The organism is Mesotoga prima MesG1.Ag.4.2, assembly GCF_000147715.2.
Classification (GTDB): Bacteria; Thermotogota; Thermotogae; order Petrotogales; family Kosmotogaceae; genus Mesotoga; species Mesotoga prima.
Genome location: NC_017934.1, coordinates 2,399,496 through 2,423,630, shown reverse-complemented (window position 1 = coordinate 2,423,630; position 24,135 = coordinate 2,399,496). Strand labels below are relative to the sequence as shown.

Below are 24,135 nucleotides of genomic sequence, written 5' to 3'. Positions count from 1 at the left end.
GATCATCTTATCAAAAAGATCCCCCACTTAGCTTGAAGTAATACATTCCTTTTCCCTCTTCAAGCTTCGGCGAAAAATTCTTCTTCACAATCTATGTGCTCCATTCAATACAATTTCATGCCAAACTGCCCATTCAGAAGCATAGACTCTTCTAGCGAATAATCGTTTTTTTATCGACTCTCAATTTCGTACAAATAAATCGCTATACTCAATCCTGGCGGCCTCTTTATGTAACCCACGGAAAAGCAGTTTGGAGCGTGATCCTTTATGACGTCCTTAACAAATCAATAATACTCTTCAATTCCGAAAATGTATTTATTCTTGTTATTAATATTCTTCGTAACCCAAAACAAATGCTTATCCCTTTTGGACAAAGAAGTGCTACCGATGTCACTTGCTCTCTTCGACCGTGCGGAACTCCTTATTTAAAAAGTATTCTTCGAACTCTCTTCAAGAAACTTCGAGTCTATCCTTTGATCTCTGCGCTGTTCCTCAACACTTTACAAAACGACCGAATGCAAAGAGCGTGATTGACATGATTGATCGCATGCTTTGCCCATATTTCAACTATGATCAATGACGATTGTTTTTCTATAGAGATTACGATGGACGTCAGCTACGTATTGCCTGAAGAACGCGATCAAATGATGGAGACGTGAAAGGCCTTCATGGATTAAGCGATTGTTGGATAGTGAAAACTGGAAGTCTAGGTAAATAGAATTCGCTCTAGATTGAACATAAGCCACTACAATTGGCAAGAGAGACGTGGAACGCTCTCCACAAGTATGCACAATTAAAACCCTGCGGTGCTAAGCTATTATAGGACATTCAATGATTGCTCCTAAAGGCTCGCAGGTTACGGGAAAGGAATTGCGTACTTTGATCGCTATATTATTCGATCATAGTTTACTTGTCTCTTGCACTCTCTGAAAATATTGGACTATCGAAAAAAGAGAGGTGTTGGAGCGAGTTTGGTTATTTGTTGTTTAAAGCCGTTACTTCACAGATTTGTAGATGTCTCTTCTCGTATGCCCTCAAACATTGATCTTCCAAAGGGGGAATTTGAATGAGGAAAAGACACATTATTCTGCTCATTGTTCCTTTAGTACTTCTACTCACGGGCTGTCCACTTTTTAACAAACTTCCGGTCTGGTCCACAATAGCAGATCTTTCAACAAACATAGGCGATATTGTAAACGTGAATCTTTCAGTATACTGCACAGACCCTGACGGCGATTCTCTGAATTTTAGGCTGGTAAACGGTCCAGGATCGGTCGTGGGTAGTCTTTACTCGTGGACAGTTACTGCGCCTTCTGGGCTAAAAACAGTCGAGGTAGCCGCTTCAGATGGTAAGGGTGAATCGAAGACCAGTTTCAAGATCAATGTGAAATCTCCGCCTAATGTTCCATCAAATCCTTCGCCGGCCCACAACGCAGATGGCCAGAGCTTTAAGAACGTAACTCTCACCTGGACAGGAGGGGATCCGGATGGCGATCCCGTGACTTATGACTTGTATTTCGGAACGAGCCCCAATCCACCGATTAATTCAACTAACCTGACTAATACTAGTCTTGTGAAGGTCGGCCTGGCAAGCTTCACAAACTACTACTGGAAAATAGTGGCTAAGGAGGGGAGCCGTGTGGTTGAAGGTCCGGTGTGGAAGTTCACAACGGAACCTTATGGAATCGTCGATGACAACTTCGAGTCCAGACCTCTTGGAGTTCTTGGGCCGTCAACCTTGCCATGGGCAAACTACGATAGTTCAGATTTGTCGAAGGGAGCCATTACCCTCTTTGGCTTCGCTGGGAGTCGAGGTCTTACTCTCTCTGATCCGACGCTTGATGGTTACGCAAGGGTTCTCAGGACAGGGCTTAGTCCTGCCAGAAGAGGTATGATCTCGTTTGATTTTAGTGTTGCAGCAAACGGTAACTTCGGTGTTGGAGACCGGACGCACTGGGCTCCTTATATCTTCTGTGGAGACTATGGAGAAGGATTTGGTTTATATACTTTCAGTGGGGACTACCAGATGATGATGCTTATATCTCCAAACACCTGGTACACCGTATTGATGGAGTTCGACTTCAATTTCCCTTACAGAGGATTCTCGGTTCATGTAAATGGAGCATATAAGGGAGCTGAGACTTATACGGTTACGTTGGATTTCACCCAGTTCGAATTCCTTGTCTTTTCTTCGAGATTGTGTGATTATGTCGATTTCGACAATGTCTATATCGGGATTTACGATTCCGGTTACACTACATCAGATGTAGATGCTATGTCATCTGACTTTGAACTCTCAACAGGACTGCCTTTGCCCTAGGGACAGACTCCATTTTTAACATCATTGTAACAACAGATGATGAGCGCTAATTCGATTCATGATCGGAGAGATCCTATCGATGCCGATCGCTGAAGATTCTATCCGCTCTTGCAGCTGCAAAGTCTGGGGGAGAATCCTTCTGACTTACAACTGAGCTTCCCGATAATGAGAACCTTAGTCGTGATAAAGGACCTAACGCAAGATGAGAAGCACAATGAAAATGGTAAGATTTATCGGGTAGTTCAACGAACCCCGTTCATGACCTCAGCATTACCCATAAGTCAGAGAGCACAATCCCACTAATATGCTGGTTCATGCGCGAACTTGTATTTGGCTCCTGATGATCCTGATCTCAAATCCTCCCTTGAGGGAGGAGGGCCACGTAGTGGCGGAGGGTGTAGGTCTTTGTAGACGAGAAAAGCCGATGCTCCGAAATAGTCCTCCGAGAGCGGTTGCTCGATGTTAGTTTTTGGTCTCTGGCAGGAGAATACACATGGATCACAGACCAAATGACGTGAAGAGCTAATATCGTTTAATTTCCAACAGGCCAACCTATTCTAAAAGTTGTTCAAAGAGCACACACCCCACCGCAAGCGGTCCCCCCCGCTCAAGCGGGGATTTAAGATCAAGAGCCAGGAAGAGCCGGGTCTGGGGTCTGGAAAGAGCAGAAGTGATGCTGGGAAGAACATCCCAGGAAGTGATGCCCGGAGTAGCATCCGGGGAAGTGAGGCTCGCTGCGCGAGGAAGTGATGCTGCTTCGCAGGGGGCAACAAAACGTAAGAAGCCAAAGTGAAGAGAGAAAAGCGGCTCTAATTCTGATGCTACGCGTCCAGGTTCTTTTAAGAACGCTAGAGAAAAAGAGAGAGGGGAGACTGAAGAGACGCAAGATTTCAGGCCGATTATGGAACTAAGGAATAAGATGATTGAGCTTCAGAAAAAATAATGTGGGTAATGACAAACCGCTCGAGCGGGGATTTAGATCAAGAGCCAGGAAGAGCCGGGTCTGGGGTCTGGTAAGAGCAGAAGTGATGCTGGGAAGAACATCCCAGGAAGTGATGCCCGGAGTAGCATCCGGGGAAGTGAGGCTCGCTGCGCGAGGAAGTGATGCTGCTTCGCAGGGGGCAACAAAACGTAAAAAGCCAAAGTGAAGAGAGAAAAGCGGCTCTAATTCTGATGCTACGCGTCCAGGTTCTTTTAAGAACGCTAGAGAAAAAGAGAGAGAGGAGACTGAAGAGACGCGAGATTTCAGGCCGATTATGGAACTAAGGAATAAGATGATCGAACTATAAAGAAGAGATGTGGATAATGATGAGGGTTCTTGACGGGTCGTGAGGGGGTGTCCGATGGAAGAGGCGTTAATCGCTCCATGCGGTATGAATTGCAGCCTGTGCATCAATTACCAGTCAATGAAAGAGGATCTAAAGAAAAAAGGCTTTCGCAGACAGTACTGCCCCGGGTGTATTCCGAGGGGTGAAAACTGCACTCATATGGGTGACCAATGCGAATTGCTTGCAAAGGGAAGCGTCCGGTTCTGCTTTGAGTGCAAAGCCTTTCCGTGTAAACGACTTAAGGCACTGGATAAGCGCTACCGAACGAAGTATCATATGAGCATGATTGAGAACCTGGAATTCATTCGTGACAACTCTATAGATCTGTTCTTGAAGAAGGAAGAGGAAAAATGGCGATGCCCTGAATGTGGAGGGGTCATATGCTGTCATAATGGCCTGTGCCTGAACTGCAATCTCGATACTCTTCGAAAGAACAAGAAATACCGCTGGAATGAGGAGTAGGAATGTGGACTCTATGAACGATCTTATCCGTGAATACACGAACCAGTTGAACACAGGGCGCATCCAGGAAGCCTACAGGGGAATCATGTCGTTCATGTCGGATCTAAGAACGTATTTGACCGAAAGATACCCAAACTATGTGACCGGTTCTCTGTATTTCGGGTATATGGACATGACTTATTTTGCATTTTCTCCCACCGCCTTGAGAGATAGGAAACTCAAAATCGCGATTGTCTATCTGCACAAAGAGAGCAGATTTGAAGTCTGGCTTGGTGCAATCAACAGAAAGGTCCAGGCCAAGTACATCGAGTTCTTTAGACTTAAGAATATAGGCCAATACAAGTTGTCACAAGTCTCTCCGGGAGTCGATTCCATTCTCGAGTCAATACTTTCCGATAGGCCGGATTTCGATAACCCTGAAGAACTCAAAAAAGAGATCGAAAGAAAGACCATCGAGTTCGCAGAGAGCGTAACTCTCATGCTCAATCGATAAACAACAGATCATGAGCCGAGTTGAACGAAGACCGTCTGATTAGGCTGGATTTCGTCACGAAGCGAAAAGAATGCAGTAGTAGGGATTTCCTGGCTCTGAGTGCCGGAAACTCAAGCTGCCAGCTTCGGTCTCGGGAATCACAAATCGCGGAGTCTTCGGATCAGCCTGGCACATTCATTCCGGCCACGGCCTATACGGTTTGCTTAGATTGAGACACACGAAGTGAAGGCTATCTGAATTTTCTAGAGCTCTTGTTTTTGTTACTGCTCCGGCTTGCAGTTTCCAACCTCTTTGGCACTCTCACGAACCCCAAAGATTGGTGAACCCATATTCGCAGTCGATCGGATACTCCGAGGGAGGAGCTGTGCTTGAGTGGCAGTAGAAGATTTTGCTGGAGGTAATCAATTGAAGAGAGCACTGATCGTGCACGGCGGATGCGATGAAGGATTTCTTCCGCAAAAAGAGATGGAGCTTCGCACACAAGGAGTGAACGTGGCCTTTGAAATCGGACTTGAAGTGCTGAAAGGAAGCGATTCTGCTTTAGATGCCGTTGAGTCCGTTATCGCGAAACTTGAGGACGATCCACATTTCGATGCGGGCATTTCCGGCTCCTTCGCCAACATGATAGGAGAAATCGAAATGGATGCCTCAATTATGGATAGTAACGAGGCAGCAGGGGCTGTAATCAGAATAAAGAATTTCGCTCATCCCATCAGCGTGGCGAGAAAGGTTCTGGAGGAAATTCCCCACCTAATGCTCTCTGGGAAGGGGGCCGAGTTATTCGCCAGACTCATGGGATTCAGAGAGACAAGCCCGAATGAGCAGTATGCAAATACTGATGATAGAGAAATCGAGAAGCTTCCGGAGGATTATAGAGAATTCGTTAGAAAGTACTCCAAACTTCTGGCTGAACAGAGAACCTTCTCTACTGTCGGAGCAGTGGCAATCGATTCAAAGGGACACATCGTCGCCGGGACTTCGACCGGGGGAATTGCCCACGCCTTTCCGGGAAGGGTTGGAGATACTCCCATCATAGGGGCCGGAACCTTCGCGTCCAGATCTGCCGGGGCTTCTGCGACCGGTCTTGGAGAGGGAATACTTAGAGTCGGAGTCACAAGAAAGCTCGTCGAGCTCGTCGAGGGAGGCCAAGCGGTTCAGGAAGCCTGCGACAGAGTTGTCGAGATCTGTTCTGAACGGGGCTTCCAATGTGGAGTGATCGCCCTGGATGCCGAGGGAAACGCCGGTCTCTCCCATAACGGGTTTTTCATGCCCACAATGTATTCCCGGTTTGACTGATCAGGAAGACAGCGATGGGGCTCATATAAACCAAAGTGCACTCACCGAGGTTCGGGCTTACATATCGGCATTATAGAGGATCAGCAGACTTCTAAAGGTAAGATCGTTGATTCTCCTGGATGGTGATTTCCAGTTTTCTTCAAGTGCCAAGCCTGTATAAGAGTTCCAGTGAGTGAAGTAAGGATGAGAGAGCTTCTCCGCAAATTTTGCTCCGGATTTCCGGAGTGCTGATCGCAGCCTGTCGGTCTGTCTTTTGATCTCCGGAACTTCATCTGCAATACCCATTCTCGCAAGCAGCTCCATCCGGTGAAACCACATCATCCACCCCTTCGAATCAAGCTTATCCATATCGGAGTTGAAATCGTCCATAAAGACCGAGGCCGGTGCTATTAACTGTGATTTGTGGCGAAGCAACGCATGTTTGATCGGCGAGAGCTCTGCTAGCCTCTTAACTGCCCCGGCAACTGTCTTCCTTCCCTCTTCGCTTCTCCAACCTCTCGCGAAAGCTAGAAGCCGAAGATGATATATTGACGGCCATATGGCATCTTCCTTGAAAACAAGCCTTCCATTGAAGCTTTCAGTAATCTCCACAAGCGATCCTGCACTCCTGACAAAATCAAAAGCCTCAAGAGCCTTCTCCACTTCATATCTAACGAAATCCTTTTCTTCGAGTCCTGCCTGAGCAAAGAGTGCCGCTCTGATTGACTCGGATCCTCCGAAACCCCTTGAGTCCAATACACTACCGACTTTCTTAAACTCTCTTGGGAAGTCGCTGCTGTCTCTTTCCAGAGCTTCAAAGGCTCTCGAAATAACCGCATCATTACTTCCAAGACCCCTTTCTAGCAGGAAGCGGATCGACGCCTCCATACTGTCTTCCCCGTGGAAGCTCTCACCAAGCCAGCCATCTTGTTTCTGGTTTTCGATTATATTCTTAACCCTGATATCATCGAGGATTCCCGAATGAAGTACTCTCATATTCAGAGTATCCTGACTCTCTTTTAGGATTTCCTTTTGAACCCTGTATTTTATAGATGCACAGGCGTCTCCTTCGAGAAGAAAGGAAATCATTATCTCTCTTAGCATCTCTACCTCCGTTCATTGAGGACAAAATGCCCTTCGGAATTCGATGGTGTTATTTACGAAATACTACACTTTACTCAGTTCGTATAGCAAGTATCGATAATTGAGATGAATGGTCAAAGGGGTTTCAGTTTGTTCTTCATCTCTTCGTTTCTTAGATTGACGCATGATAGTAAACCTGCCCTGAGGTGACTGAACAGGTATAATAAAGCTAATGATTGCAGTCTAGGATTGGTGATCTTTGAAGTGATTGAACGCCTAGGTACGTATAGCTACTCGGCGTCCACGGAAGAGCTTCGATCGGAGAGAAGATACAGCATAAAGCAAAAAAGCGCATCTCGAAGAAAGGGTGAGCATATCAATGAACCTGCTTCTTGAAAAACTCAAGGAAGTGCTGTTAGCCGTTCTTCCCATTACGGTGCTGGTTCTGGTGCTCAATTTCCTGTTTGTCTCGTTGAGTTGGTTTCTAATATTCAGATTTGTGATTGGCTCCTTTTTGATTGTTGTCGGGCTGTCTGCGTTTCTTTTTGGAGTCAGTATAGGGATTAGCCCTATCGGTAACTTCATGGGTACCTTCATAGCAAAGACTAATAAGCTCTGGATAGTAGCTGTTGCAGGTCTTGTGCTTGGATTCTTCATATCCATAGCTGAACCCGCACTGCACATACACGCGCTTCAGGTCGAGCTTGTCTCTTCAGGTATATTATCTAGCGGGAGTGTCGTTATAACTGCATCCATTGGCATTGCAGTTTTTCTCTCACTCGGACTCATAAGAATCGTCTTCAATGTCGCCCTCAAGAAACTTATGACAGTGTCTTACGGTATAATACTTATCCTTTCTCTCTTTTCTTCGAGAGAATTACTTGCGATCTCTTTCGACGCTTCCGGAGCTACCACAGGCGCGATGACCGTTCCATTCATTCTTACACTTGCAGCCGGGATATCAGTTCTCAAGAGAGATAGTAGATCTTCAGAAAATGATAGTTTTGGACTCCTGGGAATTGCCTCCGCCGGAGCAATTATCTCTGTGCTTCTCGTCGGTATAGTATCCACTAACAACACTATGGAAGCTGCCCCTGTTTATTTCGCATCGGAATCTTCAGAGATTCTTGGTTACTTCTTCGATTTGATGCCAAGGATCGCCAGTGAGGTTCTTCTTTCACTGCTTCCGATACTGCTGGCCTTCTTGCTGCTTCAGTTTAGCTCACTGAGACTTTCAAAGAGAGTGCTCAGACAAATAACTGTCGGACTTGTGTTCACTTTTGTAGGTATGGTGATTTTTCTCGTAGGTGTCAACGGGGGCTTCATGGATGTCGGGAGAGAAATCGGATACGGCATAGCCTCAATGGGAAACAAGTCAATCTTAGTTCTAGTTGGTATGATTCTGGGTCTTGTCACAATCCTTGCAGAGCCTTCGGTTTACGTTCTGACTCATCAAATTGAAGATGTGACCAGTGGTGCCGTTAAGAGAAGAATAGTTCTTCTCGCCCTATCGGCCGGTGTTAGTCTGGCAGTGGCTCTTTCAATGATTAGGATAGCTGTACCGGCGGTTCAACTCTGGCATTTTCTTCTGCCCGGCTATGCCATCTCCATACTACTGTCGTTTTTTTCGCCTAAGCTCTTTGTCGGAATTGCTTTCGATGCGGGAGGTGTTGCCTCTGGACCTATGACGGGTACGTTTGTAATTGCTTTCGCCCAGGGTGCCGCGAGCGCAATTGAAGGCGCGAACGTGCTCATTGACGCTTTCGGTCTCATATCTATGGTCGCAATGACACCCATTATCGCTCTTCAAATACTGGGGTTGATATACAAGATCAAGACAAGAAAAAGAGGTGTTGAGTCAAGTGGCTAGTAATAAGAATATCAGTCCGTATAAGTTGATATATGCGGTCGTTAACTTTGGAAAGGGAAGCGAAGTGCTTCGAATTGCAAGGGAAAACGGGATCAGCGGAGGCACGATTCTGCTGGGGAGGGGCACTGTAAGAAGTGGATTATTGAACTTCTTCGCGCTGTACGAAATCCGAAAGGAAATAGTATTGATAGTTGCAAACAACAGGAATGCCAAGAGCTTGCTCGAAGCTCTTGACAGAGAAATGATGCTTGATCGCCCGGATCACGGAATCGCTTTCACTGTAGACATTCAGGAAGTAGAAGGATCAAAAGAACTGGGATGCAATTCGCTCCAAGAAGGAAGAGGTGAAAAAGAGATTATGTATCAATTGATTACAGTAATAGTTGACAGGGGAAAGGCCGAGGAAGTTATAGATACCGCTACCGAGATGGGTTCGAAAGGTGGAACGGTAATAAACGCGAGAGGATCCGGCGTTCACGAAAGAAGCACGTTGTTCGCAATGGAGATCGAACCTGAAAAGGAGATCGTCATGATCGTCTCCAATAAAGAGTTGACACAGACAATAGTGAACAAGATAAGAGAGAAGCTAAGAATCGATGAGCCTGGTAAGGGAATCATTTTCATTCAAAACGTGGGCGATGCCTATGGCCTCCTCAAGTAGAGATAGCTAAACCATGCACTGATGAAGAGGCGCGCTCCTGAAAGCCGAGTATGCCCATCTATGGGTCGAAGCTACTTGCCGATTCTTCTAACCACGGGCCTTGTAGAATGAATCGAATCCAACCGCTGCCAGAATTACAAGTCCTTTGAACACATATTGAACATAAAGATCTATTCCGATCAGGTTGAATGCATTGGTTATCATCGTGAGCAACAACGCCCCGATGAGAGTTCTCACGACTGAACCTTCCCCCCCAGATACGCTTGTACCACCGATTACTGCAGAAGCTATTGCATCCAGCTCATAGCCCTGACCGGCAAGAGGCGTAACCGAAAGCAGCCTCGATGCGTAGACAACTCCCGACATTGCGGCCATTACTCCTCCAGCAACGAAGGTCAGTGTCATGTAGAAGTCGACTTTGATTCCCGAGAGTCTGGCCGCCTCTTTGTTCCCGCCTATCGCACAGGAGTACCGGCCGAATTTCGTCTTGACAAGAATGAACTGACCGAGAGCTACCAGGATCAGCAGCAGAATTATTGGAAAGGGTATCGGTCCTATATAGCCGTTGCCGATGAAAGCAAACCCTTCTGAATCGACATAAAGAGGATACCCGCCTGTATACATATAGACGATCCCTCTTATAATCGTCATAGTTCCCAGAGTGGCAATGATTGGCGGGATATGAATCTTCGAGCTAAGGAATCCATTTGCCGCTCCAAAGGCGGCACCAACCAGCAAAACAACAATCACGGCGAGAAACCAGTGCATAGAAGACTGGAGTCCAACCGCCATAGCGGCGGAAAGAGCCAGTAGTGAACCGACCGAGATGTCGAACCCGCCGCCGATAATGACAAAGGTGGAGCCGATAGCCATTATACCGATTATCGAGCTCTGCCTGAATATGTTTATGATGTTTCTCCAAGATAGAAAGTTGGGTGTCATAAGTGAGATGACCAGCGCCAACACAAAAAATGCTATGATGATTTTGTACTTTCCCAGAAAGCTTGCCAACTTCGACTTAACAGCGGGTCCTGACATTCAACTCACCACCTGATTATCTAGATGCTCTTGTTTTCCGCTCAACGCCTTCTTCAGGATCTCGTCCTGGCGAGCTCCGCGTTTGAATTCTCCTACGACCTCTCCATCTGCGATTACGAGGATTCTGTCGGATACTCTCCGAACTTCCGGCACTTCAGAGGAAATGAAGATAACGGAGAAGCCGTTCTCGGCAAGTTCTCTCACAATCGAGTAGATCTCACTCTTTGCCTTCACATCGATTCCCTGTGTCGCCTCGTCCATGACCAGCAATTTCGGATTTGTCAGCAGCCATTTTGCAATTACGACTTTCTGCTGGTTGCCTCCGCTAAGAAACTTCGTCTGCTGATGTATCGAAGCAAGCCGGATGTTAAGTCTTTCCCTGTATTCATTCGCTTTAACATACTCTCTCTTCGTCAGGATCATTCCGGGCATCGCAGTGAAATCGCTTATCGAAGGGAGAGTGATATTCTTGAAGACCTCGAAAAGCATAATGAGGCCATCGGATTTCCTGTCTTCGGGTATTAGCGCTATCCCTGCATTTATTGCATCTACCGGCGAGCTTAGATTCACTCTCTTGCCCTCGACTATTATCTCGCCGCTGTCTGCCTTCTCGGCGCCGAAAATCGCCCTGGCCAACTCCGTTTTTCCCGAGCCAGTGAGACCGGTAATTCCAAGCACTTCACCGGGATAGACTTCGAATGAGATATCCCTTACTCTAGGCAACTTTTGAATGTTCTTTACAGATATGACCGGTGGAAGGTCGTAGTTTGCAGAACTCGAAATATCTTCGATATCATGAAAGACTTCACCGACCATTAGATTTACGATCTCTTCTCTGTCAGTCTCAGCGGTATTCAGAGTGGAGACCTTCCTGCCGTCTCTAAGGACAGTAATTCTATCGGTAATCCTGAAAACCTCTTCCAAAATATGGGTGATATACAGGATCGAAATTCCCTTGCTTTTGAGTTGAGAGATGATCTTGAAGAGATGATCGGACTCTTCCTTCGAAAGCGAGGCCGTCGGCTCGTCCATGATCACTACCCTCGAATTCCTGGAAAGTGCCTTCATGATTTCCACTACCTTCTGCTGCGCCACCCCGAGCCTGAATATCTTCTCGTCCGGTGAGAGATCAAATCCATACGACTCACAAAGGCTGCGAAATCTCTTTCTCATATTCTTTTCTGAAAGCAGGCCCGAGACCTGCATCTCGTCACCGAGGAATATGTTTTGCTCGACGGTGAATTTGGGAATGAGGCTCCTCTCCTGATAGATGACGCTTATTCCCTGCCTGAAAGATTCCGTTGGAGATGAGAAGCTGGTTTCCTTCCCGTCATAGAGAATGGTCCCGGAATCTTTCTGATAAGCTCCGACAATGCATTTTGTGAGCGTCGACTTTCCCGATCCATTCTCTCCCAGAAGGGCGTGAACCTCCCCCTCTCTCACATCCATGTCTACCCTGTCAAGAGCCTGAACACCGGGAAAGCTCTTTGAGATTTCCTTCACTTCGAGAATCAGTCTAGGCCCGACAGTATCTTTATTCAAAGCGATCACCCACATACTCGAGAATCGCATCACTTATGTGTCTTATATCCCAGGAGAGAACAAACCCATCATGGCCTTTTCTAAGAGTTGCATCTACGTAATTCCTGACTTCCTCCAGACCTACCGAACATACAGGGGGAAGATTGACCGCTTCAAAGCCGGGAAAGATCCTAATTACTGGATTGAGATTCATCTGGTCGATCTTATTCAGCTCTAGTTCATAGTTCTTCTGATCGATGCCTTTCATTCTTATTTCATCAAAGCTTTCAGGCAACAGAAGGCCGGTCAGCTCTCCGATAATCTCGAGCGCTTCTCTCTCCGAAAGTCGCGAGGCGTGCTCCACCAGAATCTTTGCCAGAGAGAGAAGTTCCATCGGAAGTCCGGCCGGCCCCATTGTTTTGCAGTAAACCATCGGCTTCATCCAATCCACATGCCTGGATATCCTCTCGTAATCCTGCGAAACGATGTTTCGAAGTGAGGGGGAGAAAAGGTCCACCCCCACTTCAAGACCCAGGTTTCGCGCCCTGTCGGCATATGAAGCTAGCAGCTGGAGCACCGATGACTTTCTGAACTCGAGAAATTCCCCGGTAATTCTGTAAAACTCTTTGAGAGTTTCGAGAACTTCGTCCATTCCAATCTTCGAACCGAGCTTTTTCACGAAGCCGTGAACAGCCTCCTCAAAAGCTGAACCCGTTGCGCTCGACATCTCTTTGCAGGTGTCGCAGAAGCAGGTAAGCATCTCTCCTATCCCGTTGGCTGGTGACGGAAAACGGATCCTGTCGAGAAAGACACCGTCGAAATCGGCAAGGCCAAGGATTTTTTCAAAGCGGCTTAGAAAAGCCTCCTCTTGCCTTACTTTGTTGGGGCAGAGGAATTCAAACTCCTCACCGCCCGCCTTTTGGGACTCCAGGATTTCCGACCGACCGTCGTCTAACGTTCTGACGATTTTGAAGGCGTCCGTGTCAAAATCTACTGGCGCGTCCGCCAGCATTGGGTACCAGAGATGCGGAGAAATTCCAACGCCTCTGCAAATCGAAACAAGCGAGGAAAGATATTCGGGCCGGACCGACCAGATAATGAGCTTTTGTAGTCCTGCCTTCTTCGCCTTCGAAAGTCTCTCTGTAAGGCTTCTGGAATTATCCTTGGAGAGCTCCTCATTAAGAAACAGCTGTGAGAGGATATTGATCTTACCTGCTTCAGACATCAGCGACCTCCTGTCGTATTTCTCTTACATTTCCGGTTCGAAATCGGCCACGTTATCCTTTGTGACCATTACCTGCTGGATCTCAATGAACTTCGGCACTTCCTGGCCGGTCAGGTACAGATGGGCGGCCTCAACTGCTTTGTAGCCTTCTTCAATAACCGAGAAATAAGTGGAAGCGTAAACGTCACCGGCTTCGATGTAAGGAACGAGCTCTTTCGCATACTCCAGGCCCAAAACCACTACGTCGGTGATTCCTCTCTCTTTGAGTGCCATCGATGCCGCAATAGCTCCCGACCACCACTGGCAAGCAATGACGTCGACATTTCTGCCACTCTGGAGGAAAGCCTCCATGAATGCAAGTGTTCCTTCCTTTGTCCAGCCGTCGATAGGACGCTTCTCAATTATGCTCCAGGAAGGATTTCTTTCAGCGACAGAGAGAAAACCCTCTTCTCTCATTCTCTGGGCAGTTGTACCGGGATTACCTTCTATAAGAATTATGTCGATGTCGGCGTTCCCGAAGAGCTTCTCGACAAATTCCGCCTGAACAACCCCTGATCCTATCTCAGAACGACCTATGTGGCTAATGACACCTGGATACTTGCCTTCTGGATCCGTTCCGATACTGTTTGTGAATGTTATCAATGGAATTCCCGCTTCGTCGCAGCGAGTTACCGCAGTTCGAAGTGCCATGTTATCGGCCGCGCAAAGCAACACGAGATCAACACCTCTTGCGATGAAGTTCTCAACCTGAGACAGCTGTTTGCCCGCATCCCATTCCGCATCGGCATAGATCAGGTTCAGTCCAAACTCCTCTGCAGCAGCATCCAACCCTACTCTCTGAACGCTGAAGAATTCAACGGTTCCGGGAAGCAAAACTGCAACGTCCGTCGCAAAGAGAATTCCTGCCATCAGAACGAAGATCATAGCTAGTAGAACAGTAATCTTTCTCATAGAGTACCTCCTCTTGTAGTGTCCTGCATTAAAAATCCTGAAGTTCCCCCTAGAACCTCTTTAAGGAGCAACTCTTTCTGAGCAAAATAAGCTCCTCCAATGACAACACTGTAAGGTTCAAGAGCTGCTCTGACAAGTAGATCTGGTCTGTAAAGCTCTTTCGGAAGAACCTTCCTCAGAGTGCTGTCGATTATTGGGAAAATCCGGTCATACTGGTTGAAGCCAATACCACCTCCTATCAGAAGTCTTGCTGGATCGAGAAGCATAATAGCATTGGCAAATGCAAGCGCAAGATGTTGGCAGCCTCCCGTAATTCTTTCAAGGATTCTTTCATCGGAGTCCATCTTCTCGAATAGGTCCTTTACGCTGAATTCCCAGCCGTTGTTCCTGCAGAAAGACTCTAGCGCATATCCCGAGAACCACTGTTCGAGTCTCCCAAATCCCTCATTCATCTTCGATTCTGTAGACCAGTCGGTGACAAATTCTCCGATTTCACCGGCTCCACCGACGCATCCTCTGTAAACCGAATCATTGATAACAATACCTGAGCCGATACCGGTTCCAATTGAAACCAGAATCACATCGTTGAACTGTCTTGCAGAACCGATCCATGACTCACCGAAGGCGGAAAGTGTAACATCGTTTTCGATCAGCGTTGAAATCCCAAACCTCTTCTCGATCGGGGTCTTGAGATCAAGATTCCCGATATCGAAGGAGGGCATGTATTTTATCTTCTGTGTAGTCCTGTCTACAGTACCGGGAATGCCTATAGAGATTCCAAGCACCTTCTCTTTTCCGACTTCCTCTATGTAACTCTTGAGTCTCTCATTCAACTCATCTACCAGGCCCCTCTCGGTGCGAAGAAGGTCAGTGGTTATAGTGTCGCGTTTTAGAATATTTCCATCGAGATCGATCATCGCGAATATAGTCTTGGTTCCGCCTATGTCAACACTTAGTACGTTTCTGTAGTCTTTTGCGAAAGAGATATTGATAGGTTTCCTGCCACCGGAAGCTTTGCTCTGTCCAAGGCCGTTCTCTCTTACAACACCCTCTTCAACCAGATCGTTGACAATCGAAGATATGGTCGGTTTGCTAAGTCCGGTCAGTTTCGATATTTGGACTCTAGAAGTACTCTTCCTTTCTCTAATTATCTTCAGAATCTCGCTCGTTCTGATCTCAGTGAGTTTCGATACCACTTCTTCCTCCCGCTTCCTTCCAGTATTCGCTTCTCCTCCGATTCTCTAACTGACAACAGGGAGATCGCTCTCAGAAATACGAGAAGGACATCATCTAAGTTGGTAAATAAAAACTACTAACTAATTCAATTGAATTATAGTCCTCGGAGCGCCAATGCCAAAGAGCAAGCCGGCTCGATGGCGCCGACCCTACAAGCAGGATTTGACAACTAATCACTTTCACTCTTCTCTCTTCAACCTTAATCAGGTGGTAGAAATGTTAGAGACGATTTCTCTATCTTCGAAAATAATCCCATCAACGCTTTCCTTGTGCAAATCTTCGCTAATCCTTGTACCTAAAGATGAGAGCGTGAGTTTTGCATCTTAGTTGGAACCAAGACCCGCGGTTTGAGATAACAATCTTGCTGTGAATCGAAAACTGAACTCGAAAGACTCTTCATTGTGGACTAATAATGCTTGAGAATGAGAACGATCCAAATAATTACTCCTATTGAATTGAAATCGGACGACATCGCTAGAAATTAAGTACGGAAATAAAAAAGAGATTATGTATACTCATAATACATCATACATAATACGTATGATGACTAGAATTTCTGGAGGTAGATCGAATTCATGGCAAGAAGAAAATCACTTTACGAGATCATATATTCGCAAATAGAGAGAGAAGTCCAGAAGATGAGTGATGGGACGCAGCTTCCTTCAATAGAGAAGCTCTGCGAGCAATACGGTGCAAGCAAGACCGTTCTTAGAGAAGTAATAACGGCACTGGAAAAGGACGGCCTTGTCGTAAGAAGGCAGGGTCTTGGAACCTTTGTTGTGAAGGACAGCGGGCTTGTACATACGGGGATTGAATACTTGAGAGGTCTGACGAGAATCATCTCTAGCTCTGGAAAAAGTCCCGAGCTGATTTATGACAAATTCCGTGAAGTCAAGGCCGATCGAAGGTTGGCAGAAAAGCTGGAGATGCCTGAAAATGAGAGTCTTGTGCTTACGGAGAGGGTCTATGCGGCCGACGGTATCCCGGCGATATTTGCCAGAACTTACATAGCATCCGAGAGGATACCGGGAAAGACTGAGGCCCTGTTAAGAACGCTTGAAGGAAGGAAGGCAAAGGAACTGGTCCTATTTGATCTTCTGGAAGAAAACTTCAAGGATCCCATCAGATTCGCAATTGCCGAAATAGAATCGAGGCTCGTCGACGAAGAGTTGGCCGGACTGCTTGAAATGAGATCTGGAGAATCAATAGTGTTGCTGAAGGAAGTTCACAGGGATATCAAGAACATTCCGATGCTTTACTCGGAGGATTTCATAAATACGTCGGTCTTCAGAATACATGTTCTTAGAAAGAAGATTTGAGGTGACGCTTTGATGGAGGATTACAGAGAGCCAGTAGGATTAGAGGGGAGATTTCAATATCACATTGAGTGCAGCGCGGGAGATATCGCACCCGTTGTAATTGTTCCGGGAGACCAGGGGAGAGTCGATAAGATCGTAGCCGGACTGAGCGAGGCAAGAAAGATCGCTGAAAACAGAGGCTTAATAACCTATACAGGTAAGTATAAGGATTACCCCGTTTCGGTGACTTCAACAGGCATGGGAGGCCCCTCTGCAAGCATCGTATACGAGGAACTGATCAACGTTGGGGCAAGAGTATTGATAAGAATTGGCAGCGTGGCAGGCCTCCAGGAGTATGTTAATGAAGGAGATATTGTAGTTCCTTATGGCTGTGTGCGTGATGATGGGGCCTCGAACTACTATGTCCCGCCGAATTTCCCGGCCGTACCTTCTCCAGATGTCTATTCATCGCTTACAACATCTGCTAGAGAAAGGGGAAGAGAGATCGTCACCGGAATCAACTGGACACATTCCTGTTTCTACAAACGAGATCCCGAATACTTCCAGAGCTGGAGCAAGAGAAGGATTGTATCGCTAGAAATGGAGGCTTCTGCGCTCTTCGTCATTTCCTATCTTAGAAATGTCAAGGCCGGTTTCATTGGCATTTGCTATGCAAACAGATACAAACAATCTGCTGGCACAAAAGTAGATCTCTCTGTCAAGAACCCCAGAAGAGACGTCATTGAGAATTCAGTGAAAGAAACGATCGAAATAACGCTGACCGCAATAAAGAAAATGTACGATGAAGACCTTGTTTAACTACCGAAGGGAGGAGATTCAATGAGAACCAGGTTCATGCTTTTGCTCTTTGTTCTGTTGATAGCTTCATGTTTTGCAGTTCCTTTGCGTCTTTCAAGTGAAGTTGGAATTCACACGGATGCCTGGAAGACCAGAATGGAAGGATTCACGAAAGAGACGGGAATCGAGGTAGAGATTCAACAGTTTCCTTACGCAAACTACCTTGATCAGCTGATGCTCGGTTACACATCTGGGAGGGTCGAAATCGATGTACCTTATATCTCGATGCTCTGGTATCCGGCTCTTTCGATTGCAAACTACATCTACCCGATAAGCGATATTCCGGGATACGAAAGAATCAACGAGACCGATATTCCCGGAATAAGAAACGCAAAGCTTAATGGCAAAACGTACATTGTTCCCTACATGAACGAGCTCGGAGGCATAATCTACAGGAGGGATCTCTTCGAAGATCCTGTGGAGAAGGCCAACTTCCTCAACAAGTACGGCTACGAGCTTCTGCCTCCTCAGACTCTGGAGCAGTACAGGGACGTTGCAGAGTTTTTCAACAGACCGCCGGATCTCTACGGAGTCACTATGATGGGAAGAAGAAGCATATTCCTTGCAACTCACTTCATGCAAAGGCTTTGGGCGAAAGGCGGGGCACTTCTAGATATGAATATGCGTCCAATCTTCAACTCGGAAGCGGGCGTTGAAGCGCTTGAAGAAGTCAAGTATATGTTCCAATTTGCGAACCCGGCCGCAATGAACTACGATTTCCAGGAAGCGTTGAATGAATTCATCAGCGGAAGAAGCGCAATGGCGGAGGTCTGGACGACCGGAATGTTCTACGTAGAGGATGAATCGAGGTCCTCCATTGTTGGCAAGGCAGGATTCGTAGGATTCCCCAGACCTGAAGAAAAACTTGGAGAGATGCTTCCCATGCTTTATATCTCCTGGGGATTCTCGGTCAGCAGCTCGGCACCAGACAAGGAAGCAGCGCTGGAGTGGCTTTTGTATGTCACAGAAACAAAGAACGAAGTCGAGGCCGCTCCTACAGGCAACATACCGGCGAGATTCTCGGCGCTGAACAGCCCCGAGCTTGCGGAGTCCTTCCCCTGGATAGGAGACTTCGCCGCTGCTATGGAGAATTGCATTCCCACTCCAATCGTTCCATTGATACCGGAAGGCGGAAGTATAGTGAGCGGAATTATCGCTCCAGCGGTTTCTGAGTTCCTGGCTGGAACAAAGACGGCCGAAAAGGCTCTAGATGACGCAGTAAGGGAAGTAGACAGGCTCATGAGAGATGGAGGGTACTATTGATCTTATTCAAAGCCGGGTCGAAAGGCCCGGCATTTCTTGCGATGGGGGATCGGATGAAGTTGAAACAGAAAACTAAAGGTTTTGCATACATTCTTCCTGCACTTGTATTCATCGTGGTGATCTTCATGATCCCACTTACATACACTGTTGTCATGTCCTTTCTTCGGTGGAATCTGCTCAGACCCGATCTGGGAATCAAGCCAGCCGGTTTCACGAACTACGTAAGGCTTTTCACAGACTCCTTCACGCTGGACACAGTTGGAAGAACGTTCTACTTCGTAGTGGGAGCTGTCCTTGTTGAACTCATTATAGGGCTGTGTATCGCTCTCGCACTTGACACTGAGTTCAAAGGCTGGAAGATAGTGCAGTCGATTCTTCTTGTACCTTTCATGATCGCCCCTGTAGTCGTAGGATACGTATGGAGATTCGTGTTGAACAGCGACTATGGACCAATTATCCATTTGATGAAACAAATAGGGTTTGGCGGACTTGTAGATAAACCACTGCTTTCGAATCCCTCTGCGGCCATGCCAGTACTGATAGTTGCAGATGCCTGGGAATATATACCCTTTGTTACCCTGGTATTGCTTGCGGGTCTGAAGTCTGTTCCATACGAACCGTATGAAGCCGCATTCGTCGACGGTGCAAGCTCTATTCAGAGATTTTTCTACATAACCCTTCCGCTGCTAAGACCCTCGATACTCGTCGCGGTAGTTATCAGGACGCTTACGTCCTTGCGTGTGTTCGATATTGTGTTCATTATGACAGGCGGAGGTCCCGGGACAGCGACGGAAACGCTTGCCTTCTACGGTTACAGGACGGCCTTTCAAGCATACAACGTCGGCTTTTCTTCGGCAATAAACATGCTCACTTTCGGAATAGCTGTGGTCTTCACAATACTCTACATGAAAATTATAGGTGGTGGAAAGAACTATGATTAGGAGAAGACCTGTCACCAGAATACTGGTTTTCACTGTTATTGCTTTGGCTCTTATCTGGACTCTGGTGCCACTTGCGTGGATTCTTCTTTCCTCATTCAAGTTTGAAGCCGACCAGTTTTCTATACCACCAAAGTGGTTCCCAGAAAGACTTACGCTTCAGAACTACGCGAAGTTCTTCGGGAATTCTGAGTTTGTGAGATCATTGATCAACAGCGTCTTGATCACATTTCTTTCAACGGTAATCGCCCTTTTCCTGGGTGTGCCCGCAGCCTACGCTCTTGCCAGGTTCAACTGGAAGCATGCCAACACAATCGCTTTCGTAGTCCTTATAGCAAGAATGACACCCCCGATAGTCATGGTCCTGCCTTTCTTCATGATCGCCAGATATCTTGGAATATCCAACACATACCTCCCGATCGTTCTCGCTCTATCCTTTTTCAGCGTCCCTTTCGCGATCTGGATGATGCGTGGCTTCTTCCAGGAAATCCCTGTTTCTCTTGAAGAAGCGGCTATGATTGATGGATGCACCCGTTTTCAGTCGTTAAGGAGAGTAGTGCTTCCTCTTGTAATGCCAGGACTATCAGCCACATCCATACTCTGCGCTCTGATTGCGTGGAATGAATTCCTTTTCGCGCTTGTACTCACCGGTCAGGATACAAGACCTCTTCCTGTTCTGGTCAATATGTTCGTAAGCGAAAGGAATATTGAATGGGGTGTTATGAGCGCGGCAGCGATAATCACAGTGCTTCCGATGATTGTCTTTGGACTCCTTGTCCAAAATGACTTGGTTCGGGGATTGACAATGGGCAGCTCTAAATAGGCCCTTCTCAATCACCTTTCCAGACCTGCTGAGACTCTTCCCAGTGCGAACGCAATTATTCATGCACTTTCGTGAAACAAAGTAAGAATAAATAGTGTCTTCCTGCCTCATGTGTGATAATTGGTCGGTGTAAAGAAAGTCTTTAACAAGGAGGTCAGGGTTGATGCCAAGGATGCTTGTGGCAACTGCACCGCGAAAAGCGGCCATCGTTGAGTATCAGGATAGAAAGGTAGCGGCCAATGAGGTGATGGTCGAGGTCGAGTTTGCTTCTCCAAAGCACGGCTCAGAGGTAGCAGACTTCAGAGGTGAAAGTCCTCTGATAGACGAATTCTACGACAAAGACTGGCATCTAATTTTACCGAGATCAGCTGGCGAAAAAAAGGGCGTAGAGTTCGGTTCCTGGAATCTGGGCAACATGTGGGTAGGAAAGATAGTAGTGAAAGGGGTAGACGTAAAAGACTACTCCATCGGTGAAAGGGTCTGCTCTTACGGAGGAATTCGTGAAACTCACATTATAAACGCTATAGGAAACGACCGTCTACTAAAGGTCCCTACCGGAGTCTCCTGGAAGAGCGCTGTGTGTTATGATCCCGCCCAGTTTGCCCTTTCCGGAATCAGAGACGGAAATGTAAGGCCGGGAGATTACATCGCAGTGATTGGCCTTGGAGCCATCGGATTAATGGCGGTACAGCTCGGGAAGAAAATCGGAGCCAGGCCAGTGATAGGTGTGGATCCTATCGCGATAAGGCGTGAGGCTGCGCTGAACTCCGGAGCGGATTACGTGCTCGACCCAGGTGAGTGCGACGTCGGGCTTGAGATAAAAAGGCTTACCGGCAAGCTCGGGGCCGACTGCATCATTGAGACCAGCGGATCTGCAGGCGCGCTTCAGTCGGCTCTAAGGGGGCTTGCCTACGGAGGAACGGTTTCATATGTGGCCTGGGCAAGGGAGTTTGCCGGCGGCATCAACTTCGGAAGGGAAGCCCACTACAACTACGGAAGAGTTGTTTTTTCTCGCGCCGCGAGTGAGCCCAATCCAGACTTTCCAAGATGGGATAGAAAGAGAATCGAAAAAACCTGCTGGAATTTGATACTGGATGGTTCTCTCTCTGGCGACGACATCGTGAATCCAGTTGTGAACTTCGAAGAATCGCCGAGCGCGTACTGTAAATATGTGGACACTAATCCCGAACTGAGTATTAAGCTCGGAGTAGCTTTTTGAGAGGTGAGCATATGAAAGTGATAACTCAGGACAAGGACTTCTTCCCTTCTCAAATGGAGGAGAAACTGCAATTCATTCGAAGCCTTGGATTCGACGGTTACGAAATAGACGGAAAAGTTCTTCTGGAGAGGTTCGCGGAAGTGAGCGAAGCTGTCCGGTCAACAGGATTCCCTGTGACAAGCGCCTGTGGGGGATACCGTGGTTGGATCGGTGATTTTTCCCGGGAGAAAAGGGAGCAGGCAACAGAGGACATCGGAGAGATCTTGAAGGCACTATCTAAGGTCGGCGGAAAGGGAATCGTTGTACCTGCCGCCTGGGGAATGTTTTCGAAGAGGCTCCCACCTATGGTCCCTCCGAGATCTGATTCAGAAGATACAGCAGTTCTCCTGGAATCCCTTGGAAGCTTGAACAAAATTGCTGCAGAAACGGACACCTTCATCTATCTGGAGCCACTTAACAGGTACGAAGATCATATGTTAAACACCCTTCAATCTGCCGCGAAAGTGATAGAAATGGGCCGATTTTCTAATGTCAGACTGACGGCTGACGCTTTTCATATGAATATCGAAGAGGCCGATATCAGGCAGGCGGTAATAGAGAACGGCAGGTATATCGGACACGTGCACATCGCCGACAGCAACCGTTATCAGCCGGGTCAGGCGCACTTAGATTTCAAGACACTCTTTTCGGCACTGTCTGAAATCGGTTATTCCGGTGACATTGTATTCGAATGTAGAGTGATCGGAGACGATCCTGTTAAAGGATACGGTGAGTCATGCGCCTTTATTCGAGATCTTCTCAGGAGCATTGAAAGATGAAGTTTGGGAGACTCCGCGTCGCCTTGATTGGGGCCGGCCAGATTGCAGAGGTCACCCATCTCCCGGTTTTATCCGAGATGAGTGACAGGGTAGAACTGGTCGGGATAGCAGATCCCGCTGTAGAGAGGGCAGTTATGCTTTCCAGCAGATTTGGAATAGATAACACTTTCGGTGATTACAATGAAATGCTGTCTTCTTTGAATCCCGATGCCGTGTTCGTTTGTACTCCAAACAAATTTCACTCTGCAGCTACTGTAAGCGCACTGAGATCTGGATCTCATGTCTTTTGTGAAAAACCTCCTGCCATCAACGCAAGAGAAGTTCAAGAAATGATGGTCGCCTCAAAGGAAGCAGGAAAGATTCTTTCATTCAACTTCCATTATCGTTTCAGGAGTGAAGCAATCGCCATAAAGAAGTTTGTCGACAGTGGAGATCTTGGTGAGATATATTTTTGCGAAGCAACAGCGTTGAGGAGACGCGGAATTCCTGGATGGGGTTCCTTCACCAACAAAGAGATCCAGGGCGGAGGTCCACTGGTTGATATAGGAGTTCATATGCTGGATCTGGCGCTCCATATGATGAGATTTCCACAGCCGAAGAGCATTACGGCAAGCGCTTACTGTAAAATTGCCAAAAGGAGTGGAGTTGGACTTATGGGCGGCTGGGATCCTGAGAAATATTCCGTCGAAGATTCGGCCTTTGGCTTTGTGAGGTTTCACAACGGAGCTTCACTGATCCTGAAGACTTCCTTTGCGCTAAACATGAAAGATCGTTCAATCATGAATCTTCAAATTTTCGGTGATAGAGCAGGCGCTACGGTCTTCCCACCGGAAGTATTTGCCGAATCACACGGAGAGTTAACGAATACGGCCATACCGTTTGCAGAAAGCAAAGACTGCTATAAGAGGTCGGTAGAAAGTTTCATAGATAGTTGCTTGGGAAAGGAATCAACAATACCAACTCCCGAGGAGGCCCTGGCTGTTCAGAGCATCTTAGACGCCTTTTATCTGTCGGCCGAAAGTGCTTCGACTGTAGAGCTATAGCCGGAGATCCTCGTCATGAGAATCAGCATTTTGAACGGTGCACGATAGGTAGAGAAAAATTCGATGAGTACATTGACAGACTAGTTTCTTCTCTTCGAGATATAGAAGCAATGTCGAGTATTTCGCGCTAACGGATCTAGATATAAAACAGTGTATGGGATGCTTTGAATTCTGGGTGGAATCACCTGGAGAATGCGCCGCGAAAGATGATTCCGATGAAATAAGGAGATCAGTTAATTCTAGCCTTCTTCTATTTGCATCACCACTCATATTGTGTCTCACTTCGTCCATATTGGAGGAGGCGATCGATAAGATGATCCCAATAGTCCTTCCGTTTTTCACTGTTGGGGCAGGCAAAATCTATCAAAGAAGAGGTACGGGAAGTATCCCTTTCGAGTGTTCTGACTTAAGA

At 47.1% G+C, this 24,135-nt stretch carries 21 protein-coding genes; 15 read left to right on the top strand and 6 right to left on the bottom strand.

Translation table 11 applies throughout. The annotated features are described in order from the left end of the window. Window positions 1-1,066: 1,066 nt before the first annotated feature. The 5 genes from THEBA_RS14530 to THEBA_RS11250 all read left to right on the top strand — a co-directional run bounded on the left by THEBA_RS14530 (window position 1,067) and on the right by THEBA_RS11250 (window position 5,899). Entirely contained in the window at window positions 1,067-2,320 is a 1,254-nt protein-coding gene (locus THEBA_RS14530) for an Ig-like domain-containing protein (RefSeq protein ID WP_014731651.1), read from the top strand. Window positions 2,321-3,243: 923 nt separating this feature from the next. Beyond that, window positions 3,244-3,468 (top strand): hypothetical protein, encoded by a 225-nt coding sequence (locus THEBA_RS11265; RefSeq protein ID WP_014731650.1) that lies wholly within the window; start codon window positions 3,244-3,246, stop codon window positions 3,466-3,468. Between the two features lie 195 nt (window positions 3,469-3,663). Continuing rightward, window positions 3,664-4,110: a DUF3795 domain-containing protein gene (locus THEBA_RS14990; protein WP_014731649.1), complete on the top strand. Its 447-nt coding sequence runs from the start codon at window positions 3,664-3,666 to the stop codon at window positions 4,108-4,110. A 13-nt stretch (window positions 4,111-4,123) separates the two neighbouring features. Further along, on the top strand, window positions 4,124-4,603 hold the full coding sequence (locus THEBA_RS11255; RefSeq protein ID WP_041928477.1) for a DUF7000 family protein: 480 nt from the start codon (window positions 4,124-4,126) through the stop codon (window positions 4,601-4,603). A 405-nt stretch (window positions 4,604-5,008) separates the two neighbouring features. Continuing rightward, window positions 5,009-5,899, top strand: a complete 891-nt coding sequence (locus THEBA_RS11250) for an isoaspartyl peptidase/L-asparaginase family protein (RefSeq protein WP_049794062.1) — start codon at window positions 5,009-5,011, stop codon at window positions 5,897-5,899. A 57-nt stretch (window positions 5,900-5,956) separates the two neighbouring features. Here the strand turns inward: THEBA_RS11250 and THEBA_RS11245 are convergent, their stop codons facing one another. Then, window positions 5,957-6,982, bottom strand: coding sequence for a hypothetical protein (locus THEBA_RS11245; RefSeq protein WP_014731646.1), 1,026 nt, complete (start codon window positions 6,980-6,982; stop codon window positions 5,957-5,959). A 358-nt stretch (window positions 6,983-7,340) separates the two neighbouring features. Between THEBA_RS11245 and THEBA_RS11240 the strand changes: the two genes are divergently transcribed. After that, entirely contained in the window at window positions 7,341-8,831 is a 1,491-nt protein-coding gene (locus tag THEBA_RS11240; RefSeq protein WP_014731645.1) for a DUF1538 domain-containing protein, read from the top strand. Further along, window positions 8,824-9,492 (top strand): P-II family nitrogen regulator, encoded by a 669-nt coding sequence (locus tag THEBA_RS11235; protein WP_014731644.1) that lies wholly within the window; start codon window positions 8,824-8,826, stop codon window positions 9,490-9,492. Before THEBA_RS11240 ends, THEBA_RS11235 begins: the two co-directional genes overlap by 8 nt. 87 nt (window positions 9,493-9,579) lie before the next feature. On the opposite strand, the gene THEBA_RS11230 is transcribed toward THEBA_RS11235, so the two are convergent. The 5 genes from THEBA_RS11230 to THEBA_RS11210 are packed head-to-tail and all read right to left on the bottom strand — an operon-like array spanning window position 9,580 to window position 15,423. Then, entirely contained in the window at window positions 9,580-10,530 is a 951-nt protein-coding gene (locus THEBA_RS11230) for an ABC transporter permease (protein WP_014731643.1), read from the bottom strand. Continuing rightward, window positions 10,531-12,081 carry a sugar ABC transporter ATP-binding protein gene (locus THEBA_RS11225; protein WP_014731642.1) on the bottom strand — a complete coding sequence of 517 codons (1,551 nt, stop codon included), beginning with the start codon at window positions 12,079-12,081 and terminating at the stop codon, window positions 10,531-10,533. Then, window positions 12,065-13,276 (bottom strand): hypothetical protein, encoded by a 1,212-nt coding sequence (locus THEBA_RS11220; protein WP_014731641.1) that lies wholly within the window; start codon window positions 13,274-13,276, stop codon window positions 12,065-12,067. Before THEBA_RS11220 ends, THEBA_RS11225 begins: the two co-directional genes overlap by 17 nt. Window positions 13,277-13,300: 24 nt before the next feature. After that, a complete protein-coding gene (locus THEBA_RS11215; protein WP_014731640.1) occupies window positions 13,301-14,227 on the bottom strand; it encodes a sugar ABC transporter substrate-binding protein in 927 nt (308 codons plus the stop codon). Continuing rightward, window positions 14,224-15,423, bottom strand: coding sequence for an ROK family transcriptional regulator (locus THEBA_RS11210; protein WP_014731639.1), 1,200 nt, complete (start codon window positions 15,421-15,423; stop codon window positions 14,224-14,226). The genes THEBA_RS11215 and THEBA_RS11210 overlap by 4 nt, the downstream gene beginning before the upstream one ends. Window positions 15,424-16,038: 615 nt before the next feature. Here THEBA_RS11210 and THEBA_RS11205 point away from each other — a divergent pair. The 8 genes from THEBA_RS11205 (at window position 16,039) to THEBA_RS11170 (ending at window position 23,723) form a co-directional block, all read left to right on the top strand. After that, window positions 16,039-16,782: a GntR family transcriptional regulator gene (locus THEBA_RS11205; RefSeq protein ID WP_014731638.1), complete on the top strand. Its 744-nt coding sequence runs from the start codon at window positions 16,039-16,041 to the stop codon at window positions 16,780-16,782. A gap of 12 nt (window positions 16,783-16,794) precedes the next feature. Beyond that, the gene (locus THEBA_RS11200) at window positions 16,795-17,580 is read left to right on the top strand and encodes a nucleoside phosphorylase (protein WP_014731637.1); all 786 of its coding nucleotides are present in this window, start codon (window positions 16,795-16,797) and stop codon (window positions 17,578-17,580) included. Window positions 17,581-17,601: 21 nt separating this feature from the next. After that, on the top strand, window positions 17,602-18,882 hold the full coding sequence (locus tag THEBA_RS11195) for an ABC transporter substrate-binding protein (RefSeq protein ID WP_014731636.1): 1,281 nt from the start codon (window positions 17,602-17,604) through the stop codon (window positions 18,880-18,882). Further along, on the top strand, window positions 18,879-19,823 hold the full coding sequence (locus THEBA_RS11190) for a carbohydrate ABC transporter permease (RefSeq protein ID WP_014731635.1): 945 nt from the start codon (window positions 18,879-18,881) through the stop codon (window positions 19,821-19,823). Before THEBA_RS11195 ends, THEBA_RS11190 begins: the two co-directional genes overlap by 4 nt. Then, complete coding sequence (locus THEBA_RS11185) at window positions 19,816-20,643, top strand: carbohydrate ABC transporter permease (protein ID WP_014731634.1); 828 nt, start codon at window positions 19,816-19,818, stop codon at window positions 20,641-20,643. Before THEBA_RS11190 ends, THEBA_RS11185 begins: the two co-directional genes overlap by 8 nt. A gap of 163 nt (window positions 20,644-20,806) precedes the next feature. Next, window positions 20,807-21,862 (top strand): zinc-dependent alcohol dehydrogenase, encoded by a 1,056-nt coding sequence (locus THEBA_RS11180; protein WP_014731633.1) that lies wholly within the window; start codon window positions 20,807-20,809, stop codon window positions 21,860-21,862. An 11-nt stretch (window positions 21,863-21,873) separates the two neighbouring features. Beyond that, complete coding sequence (locus THEBA_RS11175; protein WP_014731632.1) at window positions 21,874-22,680, top strand: sugar phosphate isomerase/epimerase family protein; 807 nt, start codon at window positions 21,874-21,876, stop codon at window positions 22,678-22,680. Further along, on the top strand, window positions 22,677-23,723 hold the full coding sequence (locus THEBA_RS11170) for a Gfo/Idh/MocA family protein (RefSeq protein WP_014731631.1): 1,047 nt from the start codon (window positions 22,677-22,679) through the stop codon (window positions 23,721-23,723). Before THEBA_RS11175 ends, THEBA_RS11170 begins: the two co-directional genes overlap by 4 nt. Window positions 23,724-24,135 lie beyond the last annotated feature (412 nt).

What these genes read in the sequence shown, in the direction of transcription:
- THEBA_RS14530 (WP_014731651.1), top strand. Translation starts at nt 1,067, where the DNA reads ATGAGGAAAAGACACATTATTCTGCTCATTGTTCCTTTAGTACTTCTA.
- THEBA_RS14990 (WP_014731649.1), top strand. Translation starts at nt 3,664, where the DNA reads ATGGAAGAGGCGTTAATCGCTCCATGCGGTATGAATTGCAGCCTGTGC.
- THEBA_RS11255 (WP_041928477.1), top strand. Translation starts at nt 4,124, where the DNA reads ATGAACGATCTTATCCGTGAATACACGAACCAGTTGAACACAGGGCGC.
- THEBA_RS11245 (WP_014731646.1), bottom strand. Translation starts at nt 6,982, where the DNA reads ATGCTAAGAGAGATAATGATTTCCTTTCTTCTCGAAGGAGACGCCTGT.
- THEBA_RS11240 (WP_014731645.1), top strand. Translation starts at nt 7,341, where the DNA reads ATGAACCTGCTTCTTGAAAAACTCAAGGAAGTGCTGTTAGCCGTTCTT.
- THEBA_RS11230 (WP_014731643.1), bottom strand. Translation starts at nt 10,530, where the DNA reads ATGTCAGGACCCGCTGTTAAGTCGAAGTTGGCAAGCTTTCTGGGAAAG.
- THEBA_RS11220 (WP_014731641.1), bottom strand. Translation starts at nt 13,276, where the DNA reads ATGTCTGAAGCAGGTAAGATCAATATCCTCTCACAGCTGTTTCTTAAT.
- THEBA_RS11215 (WP_014731640.1), bottom strand. Translation starts at nt 14,227, where the DNA reads ATGAGAAAGATTACTGTTCTACTAGCTATGATCTTCGTTCTGATGGCA.
- THEBA_RS11205 (WP_014731638.1), top strand. Translation starts at nt 16,039, where the DNA reads ATGGCAAGAAGAAAATCACTTTACGAGATCATATATTCGCAAATAGAG.
- THEBA_RS11200 (WP_014731637.1), top strand. Translation starts at nt 16,795, where the DNA reads ATGGAGGATTACAGAGAGCCAGTAGGATTAGAGGGGAGATTTCAATAT.
- THEBA_RS11195 (WP_014731636.1), top strand. Translation starts at nt 17,602, where the DNA reads ATGAGAACCAGGTTCATGCTTTTGCTCTTTGTTCTGTTGATAGCTTCA.
- THEBA_RS11185 (WP_014731634.1), top strand. Translation starts at nt 19,816, where the DNA reads ATGATTAGGAGAAGACCTGTCACCAGAATACTGGTTTTCACTGTTATT.
- THEBA_RS11180 (WP_014731633.1), top strand. Translation starts at nt 20,807, where the DNA reads ATGCCAAGGATGCTTGTGGCAACTGCACCGCGAAAAGCGGCCATCGTT.
- THEBA_RS11175 (WP_014731632.1), top strand. Translation starts at nt 21,874, where the DNA reads ATGAAAGTGATAACTCAGGACAAGGACTTCTTCCCTTCTCAAATGGAG.
- THEBA_RS11170 (WP_014731631.1), top strand. Translation starts at nt 22,677, where the DNA reads ATGAAGTTTGGGAGACTCCGCGTCGCCTTGATTGGGGCCGGCCAGATT.